Genomic DNA, 13,848 nt, shown 5'->3' on the forward strand with positions numbered 1-13,848 from the left:
CACCTCCGCCCACGGAAATTTGGAGGCCGACGCAGCAGCCCCCTACCGGTCAACAGGTCGGCTGCATCATGGACCAGAGGAGCACGGTTTTCCTTTCCCCACCTGTTCCGCTGAACCCATGATCACTGTGTTCAAATCCCCATTTTCCCCTTTGCTGCTCCGCTGCTCTGCGACCCTCCAAGGCCACCTGAAACCCACCTCCCCACGTTCCCTGCGCGCCTCTGCCTCCTCTGCTTCGGCTGACACACCACCTCCCAACAGCCCCAAACGTCCCCTGCACCCACCCTCCCCCTCCTCTGCGTCCTTCGCCCCTCTGCCCCTTTGCGGTTAACCCGAGATCACCCACCACTCCCCACCTCCCACCGCCCCTCATTCCACCGCCCCTCATTCCACCGCCCCTCATTCCACCGCCCCTCATTCCACCGTCCTACCGCCGCACCGCTCACCGTCGCACCGACTCCCACCACCCAACACTTGCCACCCCCCACAAACCTGCCCATGATGCCGTTTTTTACCCCCCATGTCCGAAGCGGTCGCCACCACCCCCATGATGAAGCAGTACCTCGCCATTCGGCGGGACCTGCCGGGGGATGTGATCCTGCTCTTCCGCCTGGGGGATTTTTACGAGATGTTCTTCGAGGACGCCAAGGTCGCCGCGGGCATCCTCAATGTCTCCCTGACGAAGCGCAACGGCATCCCCATGTGTGGCGTGCCGCACCATGCCGCGCAGAGCTACATCGCCCGCCTCATCCGCGCCGGGAAGCGCGTGGCCATCGGCGAGCAGGTGGGCGAGCCCGTGCCGGGCAAGCTGGTGGCGCGTGAACTCTCGGAGGTCATCAGCGCCGGCACCGTCACCGACGGGCGCTTCCTGGATGCGAACAAGTCCCACTACCTCGCCGCCATCTTCCGCGATGGCAAGAAGCACGGCCTCGCCTATGTGGACCACAGCACGGGCGAGTTCGAGCTGGCCGAGTTTGATTCGCTGGATGGACTGAATGACGAGCTCACCCGCATCGCTCCCAGTGAGCTGCTGTACGCGGATGACCAGCGCGAGCTCATGGAGTCGCTCGGCATGCCGAAGAGCGCGCAGATTTGTGAGAGCTACCTCTTCCTGCAGGACCAGGCGCTGCATGCCCTGACCCAGCACTTCAAGGTGCAATCACTCGATGGCTATGGCTGCGGCCACCTCACCGCGGCCCTCGGCGCGGCGGGCGCCATCATGCAGTACCTGCAGTTCCAACTGCGCAAGGACGTCTCCCACATCAAGCGCCTGCGTGTGGCCTCGCTCTTCGACGGCGTGTGGATCGATGCCGCCAGCCAGTCCCACCTGGAACTGGTGAACAGCCGCAGCGGCGCGGAGCACACCCTCCTGCATGCGCTGAACCGCACCGCCACGCCCATGGGGGCGCGCAAGCTGCGCCGCTGGGTGCTGCACCCGCTGCGTGATCTCGCGCAACTCGTGTCGCGACAGGAAGTCGTCAGCGTGCTCTTGCAGGACCCCATGCTGCTCGGGCAGTTGCGGGACATGCTCAAGGACATCCGCGACCTCGAGCGCACCGCCGGACGTCTCAGCCAGGGCAGTGGAAATGCACGTGACCTCCTCGTGCTCGCGCAGGCCCTCAGCGCCGTGCCCGCGCTGAAGCTCCTCATGGCCGAGTGCGGCTGCGGTCGCAACGGCGCCGATGGCATGGATAACCTGCCGGACATCGATGCGGGCATGGAGCCCGTCTCCGCGCCCAGCGTGCCGCTGCTGCGTGCGTTGCATGCCCAGCTCCACGACCTCACCGCCATGGCTGCGGAGATAGAGCAGGCCATTGTCGAGGAACCACCCGCCCCCATCAAGGAAGGCGGCATCTTCCGCGATGGCTACCTGCCTTTCCTGGATGAATTCCGCAGCGCCTCCACGCAGGGACGCGACTGGATTGCGAAGCTGCAGAATGACGAGATCGACCGCACCGGCATCAAGTCACTCAAGATAAAGTACAACGCGGTGTTCGGGTACTTCATCGAGATCACGAAGTCGAATCTCGACTCCGTGCCGAAGGACTACACACGGAAGCAGACGACGGCGAATGGCGAGCGCTTCATCACCGATGAGCTCAAGCGCATGGAGGACAAAATCCTCGGTGCGGATGAGAAGGGCAAGGCGCTGGAGTACGAGGAGTTTGTGAAGCTGCGCAGCCGCGCCATGGAGCGCCTCGCGGAAATCCAGGAGACGGCAGAGGCCCTCGCCACGCTGGATGCGCTGTGCTCCCTCGCGGAGACCGCGCGCCTCTTCAACTACACCCGCCCCCTGCTGGATGAGTCCCGCACCCTGGTGATTCGCGATGGACGCCACCCCGTGCTGGACCAGAACCTCGCCGGGGACCGCTTCGTGCCGAATGACACCTATCTGGAGGAGGTGGAGAACCGCGTGCTCATCATCACCGGGCCGAACATGGCCGGGAAGAGCACCTACATCCGCCAGGTGGCCCTGCTCACCCTCATGGCGCAAATTGGCAGCTACGTGCCCGCCGCCACCATGGAGCTCGGCCTCGTGGACCGCATCTTCACCCGCATCGGCGCGAGCGATGACCTCTCGCGCGGGCAGAGCACCTTCATGGTGGAGATGAATGAGACCTCCATGATTCTGAACAACGCCACGGACCGCAGCCTCGTCATCCTGGATGAGATAGGCCGCGGCACCAGCACGTTCGATGGCCTCAGCATCGCCTGGAGCGTGGCCGAGCACCTGCACAACGACCTCGGCTCCCGCACCCTCTTCGCCACCCACTACCACGAGCTCACCGCCCTCACCGCCACGTGCCGCGCCGTGAAGAACTACAACGTGGCCGTGAAGGAGTGGAACCAGCAAATCATCTTCCTCCGCAAAATCATCGCCGGCAGCGCCGAGAAAAGCTACGGCATCCAGGTCGCGAGACTCGCGGGACTCCCCGAGAGCGTGCTGCAGAGAGCGCGGCAAATCTTGGAGAGATTGGAAGCAGGACATCCGCCGAACGAAGTCGCCGTGAAACCGCTGCCGATTCTGGAGGAAATCGAAACGCCCGCGCCGAAGAAGCCGACGCGGCGGAAGGGGAAGGCGGGGGGTGGTGCGAATGCGAGCGCAGGTGGTGCAGGTGCTAATGCGAATGCGGATGCTGCGAACGCTGGTGCCGTTGCCGGAGCTTCCGTGGCCGAAGAGAGCGAGCTTGAAGAGGGTGACGGTGACGACGCCAGCGACGAAGGCGAAGGCGCGGATGGCAACGGCACAAGCACGAGCCGCGTGAAAAAGAAACTGCGCATCGAAAAGACCTCCGTGGCCTCCGAGGCGCAGATGAGTTTGTTTGGGTGATTGGAGCCAAAGATACTGCCTTGAGTCGGACTCAGGGATTGCCACCTCCGGTGAACCTGGAGGATGTGACTGACTACCATGACAACTGATGAAGCTTTTGTTGCGGAACTGCGCACAGCAATCCTGGGTGATATGCTGGAGCAGTATCTGACGATGGTTTGCGATACGGACCCTGCATCCATCAATGACGACGGATGGAGAGCATTTATCGGATGGGTGCAGGAAAGCGGGCCTCTGGGCACGACGTCTGCCCGGACCGTGATTCGTCAGGTGCTGTGCAATGCGATATCCAAGACACTCGCAGTCTTGGACGGATCTTCAAACCTCGCGACAATGCGAGAGAAGATTGTGGTGCTATACGACGGGCAAGAAATCCAAGACAACCTGACGGACAATTTTTGGGAGCAAGAGGAAGAAGAGGAGGGTTGAAGGTGAATTCTAAAACGCTAGAAGAAAACCAACGGTGAAGCCTGGAACAGTGCCATGAAAGAGAAATTGCGCATCGGAAATACCTCCGTGGCCTGCGAGGCGCAGATGACTTTGTTTGGTCGAGCCTCAACCACGCCTGCCTCGCTGTGATTGCGACTACGACAGACTATTCTCGTCCCGTCGATGAGGAGCAGATATTGGAATATCACTTCGATGACAATCTGAAGCGCCTGCTCAGTGACCGTGTGGTCTTTGAAGAGGAAGAAAGCCACTTCGCACCGGAACCCAGCGTTGCTTGCCGGATTCGCAATGACAAAGGATTCGAGTTCACTCTGATTTACCTACACAGGTCCAAGGTACTCATGGTGCTGGGCGAAGCTGGTGTTGACCGGGCGATGTCTGCCAGGGTGTTTGTCTCCGAGTTCCCGGAACTTGAAGCCTTCAGGATGGGGTTGCCAGACGAACCCAATGACAGCAGGGGCGTTGCCGACCCTCTAGATAATTAACAAGGATGATGCGGCTCGGATGGCTTTGAAGAACTGGCAAAGTAGAGCGGAGTTCGCAGGGAGCGGCACTAGCCTTAGTGCCGGTGGTCGGCAATCTGGGTGCGGAGCCGCTTCCTCATGCGAGGGTGAGTTGTCGCGGAAGATGACGGCACTAGGCTAGTGCCGCTCCTTGGAGCGGTCGGCTTTTCATGTGGGAGGGTGGAGAGACGCGCAAACAATTTGCTCGACGAAAATGTATTCTATCGTTTCGTCCATGGCGTGGAGTTCAAGTATTTCAACCCCTTTGAATACGTCCGCGTCACCCGCCAGAACTTGACGCATTGGCAGCAGCCGGGGGTATCCTATTTCCTCACGTATCACCTGGCGGATGCGATGCCCGCCGTGCTCCTCAACCAGTGGAAACAAGAGCGGGCCATTTGGCTTTCCTTTCATCCCGAGCCCTGGACGCCTGAGGTGGAAGATGAATACCACCGTCGCTTCTCTTCACAGATGGAACGGTGGCTGGATGCGGGCCATGGTTCATGTGTGTTGCGTCGTCCCGAGGTGCGAGCGGAGGTAGAGGAGAGCTTCCGATACTTTGAAGGCGTGAGGTATCAAAGCTTCTCGTGGGTCATCATGCCCAATCACGTGCACTTGCTGGTGATGCTGCATCCGGATTGGACGCTGGAGAAGGTGCTCTTCACGTGGAAGCGACGGACCTCGGGACGTATCAATGAGCTTTGCGGCACGGAAGGGCAGCAGTGGCAGCATGACTACTTCGATCGAATCATCCGTGATGGGCAGCACTTTGACAACGTGGTGCGGTACATCCGGAGGAATCCCGTGAAAGCGAAGCTGCGGGAAGGGGAGTACACGCTGTGGGAGAGTGATGAAGTGAAGAGGGTGATGGGAAGCGAAGGAAGAAGTGGATCCGCGCCCAGAATTGCCGACCACCGGCACTAAGGCTAGTGCCGCTCCTTGAACTGTCGCCATTTCCAGATTAAATCGCGGGTGCTGACTTTGCAGGAATTCTCCACTCCTCCAGAAACTCCATGGCATATGTCATCTGCCCCAAGCACGGAGGTTCCGGCGTTTACATGCTCTGCCCTCACGTGCTCCGTGATTTTTTCGCGGGAGATTCGTTCGCGTGTTACCACGTGACCACTAATGAGTTCCTGGTACCGAAGATAGAACTCTGTGCTGACTGCCGCACTGAGTGGATGAAACTCCAATCGGAAGACGAAATCGATGACTTCTTGGACAGGATTGGGCCGGTGTGTGGGCGATGCTTTCGCGAAAAGCAGGTAATTGAACTCACCTAACCCCCTCACCCCAGCATCGCCTCCAGCCGCTTTTCACTCACGGGCTGCGCGGTGCCGAGCTCGGGCGCGAACACCTGCACGCGGAATTCTTCCAGCATCCAGCGGTAGGTTTCGTGTTGGGACTTGGGCACGTGGGTGGGCCAGGCGTCGAAGGCGAAGTCGGCGATGAGGTCGGCTTTGGCGTCGTCCTTGGCGGCGTTGGCGATCCACCGGTCGTTGCGGACCTGGATGGCCTTGAGATAACGGGCGAGGTGGGTGAGCTGCGCGTGCGGGGTCACGGCGAGCACATCGGGGGGCACGAGGCGCTGCACGTCTTTTTCCAGGCCGGGATAGCGCTTGGAGAGCGTGAGCAGCTTGCCCTTCTGCTCCTGCACCTGGGTGACGAGGGACTTCACGCGATGCGTGAGCGCGGGCAGTTCGCGGCGCACGGTGTCGCACAGCGCGAGGAAACGTTTTTCCGTGAGGGGGAACACCGGGTCAAGCCGCAGCGCATGCGCGAGGATGTGCTCATAGGCGCTGCGCTGCATCTGGTCCGCAGGCGAGGAGTTCTTCGCGACGGGTGCTGATGTCGCCCCCGCAGAAGAGCTGCCGCCCACATGCATCTGAGAGAGCGCGGCGTGGAAGCTCACGGGGAGTTGCTTCGTCAGGTTCGCGCTGCCGCTGCCGGGGATATTGAGCATGCGCAGCTCCTTCATGAGCCATACGAGGTCCTTGCCCAACGCGATCTCCGCCAGCTTGCGCACGCCACCCACGGAGACGCGCGCAGCTTCCTCACGCGTGCGGTAGAGGCGCACATCCACCTCGTGCTCGCGCGCGGCGAGGCCGAACCATCCGCGCACCTCGACGCCGGCGACGTGCTCCACCACGAGGCTCTCCGGCAGGTCGCCAAAGGACCACGCCTTCAGCGCGTGCCGCTCCACGCGGGCCACGGTCTTCTCCCACGCATCGGACTTCACGTCCCGCTTCTTCACCGTCTTCTGGATCTCGCTGAGGTCGCGGCCCACCATGAGGGTGTTCTTCTTCTGGTCCAGCACCTCCACGCGCGGATGCAGGTGGCCTGGCAGACTGTTCGGCGGCCAGTCCTCCGGCTTCACGTCGATGCCATAACGCCGCGTGAGATGACTCGCGAAGGTGGCGAAGAAATCCCCCGTGCCCGGGTCGAACTCGTGCGCCACTTCACGCGCCTTCGCCTCGATGGGCATGAAGCTGCGGCGCAAGGCACGTGGCAGCGCACGCATGAGCACGGTGGCAATCTCCTCGCGCAGGCCGGGCACCATCCACTGCACTTGGGCGCTGGTGAGATGCGCGGCGATTTGCATCGGCACACGCACGGTCACGCCATCATCCTCCTCACCGGGACGGTATTGATAGGTCACCGGCAGCACGCTGTTCCCCACGGACACCTGGTCCGGGAAAAGCTTCGGGTCACACGCGAAGTCCTCGCCGCGCGTCAGTTCCTCCTCCGTCACGCAGAGGAAGGAAGGCTGCTCCGCCGCGCGCTCATTCACAAACTTGTTCAGGTCATGGATGGAGGAAATATTCGCGCCAGAGAGATGCCGCTGGTAGAAGGTGAAGAGCCGCTCATCGATGGCATACACGCGGTTGTCCCGCACGCGCGTGAGCATGGTCTCTATCTTCTCGCGCACGGTGTGGTTGTGCTTGTAGAAGCGCAGCGTGATGGGTGTATCGCGGTTATCGATAAGCGCGCCACGGATAAACAAATCCGTCGCCGCCACGGCATCCACCTTGCCGAAGTCGATGCTCTGCCGCTTCACCTCCAGCCCGTGGAGCAGGGTGCGCTGCGTGACGAGCACGCGACCCGCCTTCGCATGCCACTGCGGCTCGCTGTACTTGTACTGCACCAGGTGCGCGCCCAGCTCGGCAATCCAGTCGGGCTGTATCTTCGCCACGGTGCGGGCGAAGAGCTGCGAGGTATGCACAATCTCCCCTGCCACAATCCACGCGGGCTGCTTGCTCTTCTCCTGCTGGCCCGGCTTGGCATGCGGCGCATTCTTCTCGCGCCGCTCATAGAGGTTCGAGCCGGGGAAGAGCATCACCTCGCGATTGCCTCCCGCCTTGTAGATATTCTTCCCTTCCTTCAGTGCGATGTGGCTGAGCTGTCCCGCGAGGATGCAGCGGTGGATGCGGTCCTCCACGCTGAGGTTTGTCTTCAGCTCACCTGCTGCGGCTGATTCACGCAGGTCGCGGTCGAAGGTCTCTGTGAGTTGCTTCCAGATATCCCGCCACTCCGTCATGCGGGTGAAGGAGAGGAAGCCCGACTTGCAGAACTTGCCCAGCGCATTGCGCGAGCGCTGGCCGGGCTCCGGAGACGCACTCCAGATTTTCCACAGCGTCATGAAATCCGAGTCCGGCGCGGCGAAGGCCTTGTGCGCGGCATTGGCCTGCTCCTTCTTCTCCTCCGGTCGTTCACGCGGGTCGGGAATGCTCAGACCCGCGGCGATGACGAGCATCTCCGGCAGCACGCGCTCCTCACGCGCCTGCAGCAGCATGCGCCCCAGCGTGGGGTCGAGCGGCAGCTTCGCGAGTTCATGGCCCAGTGAGGTGAGTTCATGCGTGTCACTCAGCGAACCGAGCTCGCGCAGCAATTCATAGCCGCCACGCACCGCCGCCTGCGTGGGCGGATTGATGAACGGGAAGCTTTCGATATCACCGAGCTTGAAGGCCTTCATGCGCAGGATGACCTCCGCGAGATTCGCCCGCTGGATTTCCGGCATGGTGAAGCGTTCGCGCTTCAGGTAGTCCTCCTGCGAAAAGAGGCGGATGCACACGCCATCCTGCACACGCCCCGCGCGACCGGCACGCTGGTTCGCGCTGCTCTGCGACACGGCCTCCACCGGCAGGCGCTTCGTGCGCGTGCGGGCGTTGTACCGGCTCACACGCGCGAGACCACTGTCGATGACATAACGGATGCGCGGGATGGTGATGGACGTTTCCGCCACGTTCGTCGCGATGACCACGCGGCGTTTCCGTCCCGGTGCAAAGATGCGCTGCTGCTCTGCCGAGGCCATGCGGCCAAAGAGCGGCAGCACCTCATAGCCATTGCCGATGCGTCCCTCAATGAGATCACGCGCATCGCGGATGTCCCGCTCCGTGGGCATGAAGACGAGGATGTCGCCGTCATTGCTTTCGATGAGTGCATCCTCCACCGCAGCCACGGCGGCATCGATGACGCCCATGTCCTCGTCCTCTTCCTCGAAAGGCTTGTAGCGAATCTCGACGGGATACAATCGCCCGGACACCTCGATGATGGGCGCATTGCCGAAGGCCTTGGAGAACGCCTCCGTATCGATGGTCGCCGACGTGACGAGCAGCTTCAGGTCCGGGCGCTTCTTCAGCAGGCCCACGAGGTAGCCCAGGAGGAAGTCGATGTTCAGCGAACGCTCATGCGCTTCATCCAGGATGAGCACCGAGTAGCCGCGTAGCATCGGGTCGCTTTGGATTTCCGCGAGCAGGATGCCGTCCGTCATGAACTTCACCCGCGTGTCGCGACTCGTGTCATCTGCGAAGCGCATCTTGCACCCCACCAGTCCGCCCCACGGCACATTGAGCTCCTCCGCCACGCGCTTGGAGACACTCATGGCCGCCACGCGTCGCGGCTGCGTGCAGCCGATTTTCCCCCGTGCCTCCGGCAGCGCCTCCAGGCACATCTTCGGAAGTTGCGTCGTTTTCCCCGAGCCCGTTTCGCCTGCGAGAATCACGACCTGGTGTTGCCGTATCGCCGCCACAATCTCCTCCCGCCGCGCCGTGATGGGCAGGTCTGCAGGATAGCGGATGTTGAGGGTGGGGGACACGGGCGTGGGAGACGGGGAGACGGGGAGACGGGGAGACGGGGAGACGGGGAGACGAACGGGTGTGGGAGATTGAGGGCCGGGAATATGCCTCAGGTCGCGGGAAGAGCAGGTGATTTTGAGAACGCTGGCGTGTGGGGCAACCCACCAGGATGCATGGGCTTCAGGTTAAGAAAGCGAGGTGATACACGCGACTGATTTGGATGCTGTGACGCGAAGCGTCCTTGGACTGCGCGCAGCCCTGCTGCCGCTTTCCTCAAGTGCAGCCTTCTGCACGCTTCACTGCGACGAAGTCGCCAAGCTTGTCTGGAGACTTCACACTACGAGCGAGTGTCGCCATCGCCACAGCAGGCTGTGGACTCTGGAAAGCGGCAGCAGGCTGCACGCAGTCCAAGGTGGCTTCGCCACACAAGTTACCCTATAGGCGAGATGGCGATGTCATGAGCATGTGGTGTGGCCGAGCGTGAGGGCACAGAGATGCCTCCCTACATGATGGTCGCACCGTCGCACTCGCAGCTTCACGCCGCCCTTGCCGTCGCGTCCACCTTGTTCCCCACGCTCACATAGCTCAGGAGCTGCACAATCTGCTCACGCATCTTTTCGCGCGGCACAATCATGTCCACGAGACCGTGCTCCAGCATGAACTCAGCCGTTTGGAAGCCGGGGGGCAGGTCGCTATGGGTCGTTTCCTTCACCACGCGCGGACCGGCGAAGCCAATCATGCACTTCGGTTCGGCCAGGATGATGTCACCCACCGTGGCGAAGCTCGCGGTGACGCCGCCCGTGGTCGGGTGGGTCAGCACGGAGATGTAGGGCAGTTTCGCCTCGCCGTGACGCGCCAGGGCGCCGCAGGTCTTGGCCATTTGCATGAGGCTCAAAATGCCCTCGTGCATGCGTGCGCCACCGGAGGCACTGAAGATGATGACGGCACAACCATCCGCCGTGGCGGCTTCGATGGCGCGGGTGATTTTCTCACCCACCACACTGCCCATGCTCGCGCCCAGGAAGCGGAAGTCCATGATCGCCAGCACCACGGGGATGCCCTCCATCTTTGCTCGACCCGTGACCACCGCTTCCGTCAGGCCGGTCTTGGTCTGGTAAGCCTTCACCTTGCCGAGGTAGTCCTTGAAGCCGAGAGCGTTTACGGAGTCCAGATTCGCATCCATTTCCTGGAAGGTGCCTTCATCCACGAGGCTGGCGATGCGCTCCGCCGAGGTCAGGGTGAAATGGTGTCCGCAGTGCGTGCAGACCTTCATGTTCTTGGCGAGGGCCACTTCGTAGAGGCTTTCGCCGCAGGAGGGACACTTGATCCAGAGTCCCTCGGGCATGTCCTTTTTCTTCTCGCCGAGGTTGGAGACGTTGCGCTTGGAAAAGATTCCCATGGAGGTGGTCGTAGGGGAAAGTTGTGAAAGTCGGGCGGTGGGCTGCCGCGTGTACCGGGGGATGAACTCAGTTCAGATCCAGCGGCGGGCGCGGGCGGGTTGGGACTATGGCAATCGGTTGAACCGGAATGCTAACCGCGGGCGACCGTGATCACAACTACCTTTTGGACCCCCGCCTCCCGCCTCAGGACCCGGGCGCACTCGCTGGTGGTGGACCCCGTGGTCAGCACGTCATCCACCAGAAGGACCGACCGGTTCTTGAGCGTGCTCTGACGCACCAGGGACGGGCTGGCCTGGAAGGCGCCCCGCAGGTTCTCAAAACGCTGGTGCCGGGAGAGGGACGCCTGGGCCGTGGTGGAGCGCACGCGGCGCAAGGCATCTACCACCGGGATACCGAACGTGCGGGACAGCTCGCGGCAGAGCTCCATGGACTGGTTGTAGTCCCTCTCCCGCTGCCGGGCATGGTGCAGCGGCACCGGGACCAGTGCCCACTCCGCAGGCGGCAACGTGGAGAGTCGGGAGTCTTCCATGGTCCGCCCCAGCAGGTGGCCCAGCACCCCGCGCAGGTGCAGACGGCGGTTGTATTTGAACTTGTGAATCAGCTCCCGCACCACCCCCTCCGCCTGGCAGGCCGCGATTGCGAAGTCGAAGTGCAGCTTCAGCCCCGTGCAGTTCCCGCAGCGGAACGTCCCGGAGATGGCCCCGTCGTATGACTCCCCACAGACCTCACAAAACGGCGGGTGGATGCGCTGCACCTCCTTCAGGCAGACATCACACAGCCAGCGCGCCTCGTCCTGACGCTGGGCGGGGAGGAAGACCTCACAGCCCTCGCATTTCCGCGTGTAGACCAGGTCCAGAAACGCCTCCGTGTATCCGCGCCACCAAGGGGTGGGTTTCGCGAGCGGGCTGGGGGTGACCATGTTGGGGGATTGTGGGGACGCGTGGCGGAAACGCAAGCGCGGAGCGAGCCGAAGGCCTTGGACTGCGGCAGCCTGCTGCCGCTTTGAAGAGTCTACAGCCTGCTGTAGCGATGGTGGCTAACTCTTGAGGCTTGGCCCCCCTGTAGGAGATTCATTGGCGGCTTCGCCGCAGTGGGACGTGCAGCAGGCTGCACTATGAGAAAGCGGCAGCAGGCTGCACGCAGTCCAAGGCCTTCGGCCCGGCTCCCAGTGCTCGTGAGCATTCTCTATCTTCAACAAACTCCGTGTTTCCGTGACTCTGCGTCTCTGTGTTGAAATCCCAGACGCACCACCCTCGCCACCGCCACACCACTCACCGTCCTACCGTCGCACCGAACTGCCACCCCTTCAGCTTCTCCGGAAACGGACACTCATTGCACGCCGAGTCGTCCTCCAGGCAGTAGTCCTCATAGATCTGCAGCAGCCCCTGCTGGTGAAACAGCCGCTTCTGGTAGCTCCCCGCCTCCGGGTGCTCGCCGAAGAGCCGCAGCGCCGCGCGCCGCACCTTCTGGTTATCCAGCATCGCGGGCAGTTCCAGGTAGTCCGCCCACAGTTTCCCGCTCTCCGGCACCAGAAGCGGGTAGCAGACATTCGCCAAAATCTCCTGCACCCGTGTCCCTCCTACCAGAGCGAGCGGCTTCGTCGCGGGATTCGCGAGCAAGGTGTAGTGCCCGTTCCAGTAGTCGTGCTCTAGTTCCAGTAGCGCTTCAGAAAAGCCCTCGCGACTCCAGGTCTTCGTGTCCTTCAGGAAGGCATACACGCTTTTCCACTTTCCCAGCATCGCACAGAGCGCGCCGAGCCGACGCTGCGGGTGATTCCCTGGCCTCGCGCCGCCAATCTTCCACACCGGCTGCTGCACCTCGGTGAGCCAGTTTGTGTACTGCTCCCGCTGCTTCCACCACTCGGACCACAGCTCGCGCAAATAGGCCCGCGTGTCCGGTTGGGTATCCTCATACCGTACCGATTCCAGAAAGCCTGACACCCCAAACAGCAGCGCCTCCCGCTCCAGCGCGCCGAGCTTGCCCAGCTTCTTCACGGGCAGTCGCTGCGCCAGAATGGTAAACGGCCGCTGGTTGTTCCGATATCCCATCGCGGCAGAGAGAGCCTGATACACTGCCTGCTCCCGCCCATGCAGCTTCACCAGCGCCTGGAGCTTCGCGGATTTCCGCTGCAACCGGTACTGCGCCGCTGCCTCCAGCAGCGAGTGTACGCGTGCCGGTTCCATCTCACGCAAGGGCGTGGCGCATCGCCCCAGTCGCGCCTCGGCCAGCAACTGCGGCCTTGCCCCGTCCCGCAGCATATCCCGGGTGAGGCGCACCTGCATCACCTCGCGATTGCCTGCCGTGCGGCTGAAGGCCCGCGCTTCCGGCCCCTCCAGATACAAGTGCAACGCCACTTTCTCATACGCCGGGTTCGTGGCATGCCCGTGCCGTTCCCAGTCCCGCACATCCGGGTCCAGCTCGATGTCCCCCTTCAGCACGCCAGCTTCCGTCTGCACCGCGCAACCCGTGAAGTCCGGCCCCGCCGCATGGTTCCACACACCGAAGTCCCGCACCGCCACCCGCTTGCCACAGGTCGTGGTGAACTCACTGCCGAACTCCCCGGCAAACCACAGGCTCTGTAGTTCCAGCTCCGTCAGCGGGCTTTCCGCGCGCAGCGGCAGCTCCGCTACACCTTCAGACATGCTGTCTCGAAAGAGCACATACTGCTGGGCCAGGACCGGATAGCTCATGAGCGGTGGATGAATGGACAGTGATATAATGAACAGTATATAAGTACGGGTTGCGCCATCCGGCTACCAGAAAGTTGGGTGGTTTTGAGAGCATCACAGAGTCTGGCGGAGCCAACATGCCCGAAGTCAGCCGTTGGCGCGGACCATCCATTGCAGTCGATGCTTGGAAAAATCCCGGTGGGGGGGCCGCTGCGCCGGCTTCCTGGCTAGAGCGGGCGGAGGTAGGCCGGAGCATGCGGGTGAAAGCCGGCATGCCACGCACCAGTTCCACACCGCCTCCGCCCACCTGATTAGGAGGCTGGCGCAGCGGCCCCCTACCAGTCGTTCGGTAGGCAGAATGATAGACCAGAGGGGAATGATTTCCCCAGCCTCATGGCACGGCAGGTGCATACACCCCGA

General features: G+C 62.4%; 8 protein-coding genes. 4 read left to right on the top strand and 4 right to left on the bottom strand.

What is annotated here, in order from left to right:
* The first annotated feature begins 520 nt into the window (after positions 1 to 520).
* From mutS to DES53_RS16140, 4 genes are all read left to right on the top strand, one after another.
* Complete coding sequence (gene mutS, locus DES53_RS16125; RefSeq protein ID WP_245958188.1) at positions 521 to 3,331, top strand: DNA mismatch repair protein MutS; 2,811 nt, start codon at positions 521 to 523, stop codon at positions 3,329 to 3,331.
* A 78-nt stretch (positions 3,332 to 3,409) separates the two neighbouring features.
* Positions 3,410 to 3,760, top strand: a complete 351-nt coding sequence (locus tag DES53_RS16130; protein ID WP_113959309.1) for a hypothetical protein — start codon at positions 3,410 to 3,412, stop codon at positions 3,758 to 3,760.
* 146 nt (positions 3,761 to 3,906) lie between these two features.
* Positions 3,907 to 4,266, top strand: coding sequence for a hypothetical protein (locus tag DES53_RS16135; RefSeq protein WP_113959310.1), 360 nt, complete (start codon positions 3,907 to 3,909; stop codon positions 4,264 to 4,266).
* A 219-nt stretch (positions 4,267 to 4,485) separates the two neighbouring features.
* On the top strand, positions 4,486 to 5,208 hold the full coding sequence (locus DES53_RS16140) for a transposase (RefSeq protein WP_113959311.1): 723 nt from the start codon (positions 4,486 to 4,488) through the stop codon (positions 5,206 to 5,208).
* Positions 5,209 to 5,572: 364 nt separating this feature from the next.
* Here DES53_RS16140 and hrpA read toward each other — a convergent pair whose 3' ends face one another.
* The 4 genes from hrpA to DES53_RS16165 all read right to left on the bottom strand — a co-directional run bounded on the left by hrpA (position 5,573) and on the right by DES53_RS16165 (position 13,449).
* Positions 5,573 to 9,379 (bottom strand): ATP-dependent RNA helicase HrpA, encoded by a 3,807-nt coding sequence (hrpA, locus tag DES53_RS16150; protein WP_245958189.1) that lies wholly within the window; start codon positions 9,377 to 9,379, stop codon positions 5,573 to 5,575.
* Positions 9,380 to 9,894: 515 nt separating this feature from the next.
* The gene (gene accD, locus DES53_RS16155) at positions 9,895 to 10,758 is read right to left on the bottom strand and encodes an acetyl-CoA carboxylase, carboxyltransferase subunit beta (RefSeq protein WP_113959313.1); all 864 of its coding nucleotides are present in this window, start codon (positions 10,756 to 10,758) and stop codon (positions 9,895 to 9,897) included.
* A gap of 131 nt (positions 10,759 to 10,889) precedes the next feature.
* On the bottom strand, positions 10,890 to 11,678 hold the full coding sequence (locus DES53_RS16160; RefSeq protein WP_113959314.1) for a ComFC family protein: 789 nt from the start codon (positions 11,676 to 11,678) through the stop codon (positions 10,890 to 10,892).
* A gap of 352 nt (positions 11,679 to 12,030) precedes the next feature.
* Positions 12,031 to 13,449, bottom strand: coding sequence for a DUF2851 family protein (locus DES53_RS16165; RefSeq protein ID WP_113959315.1), 1,419 nt, complete (start codon positions 13,447 to 13,449; stop codon positions 12,031 to 12,033).
* Positions 13,450 to 13,848 lie beyond the last annotated feature (399 nt).

The sequence above is a fragment of the Roseimicrobium gellanilyticum genome, assembly GCF_003315205.1.
In the GTDB taxonomy this organism is placed as follows: domain Bacteria; phylum Verrucomicrobiota; class Verrucomicrobiia; order Verrucomicrobiales; family Verrucomicrobiaceae; genus Roseimicrobium; species Roseimicrobium gellanilyticum.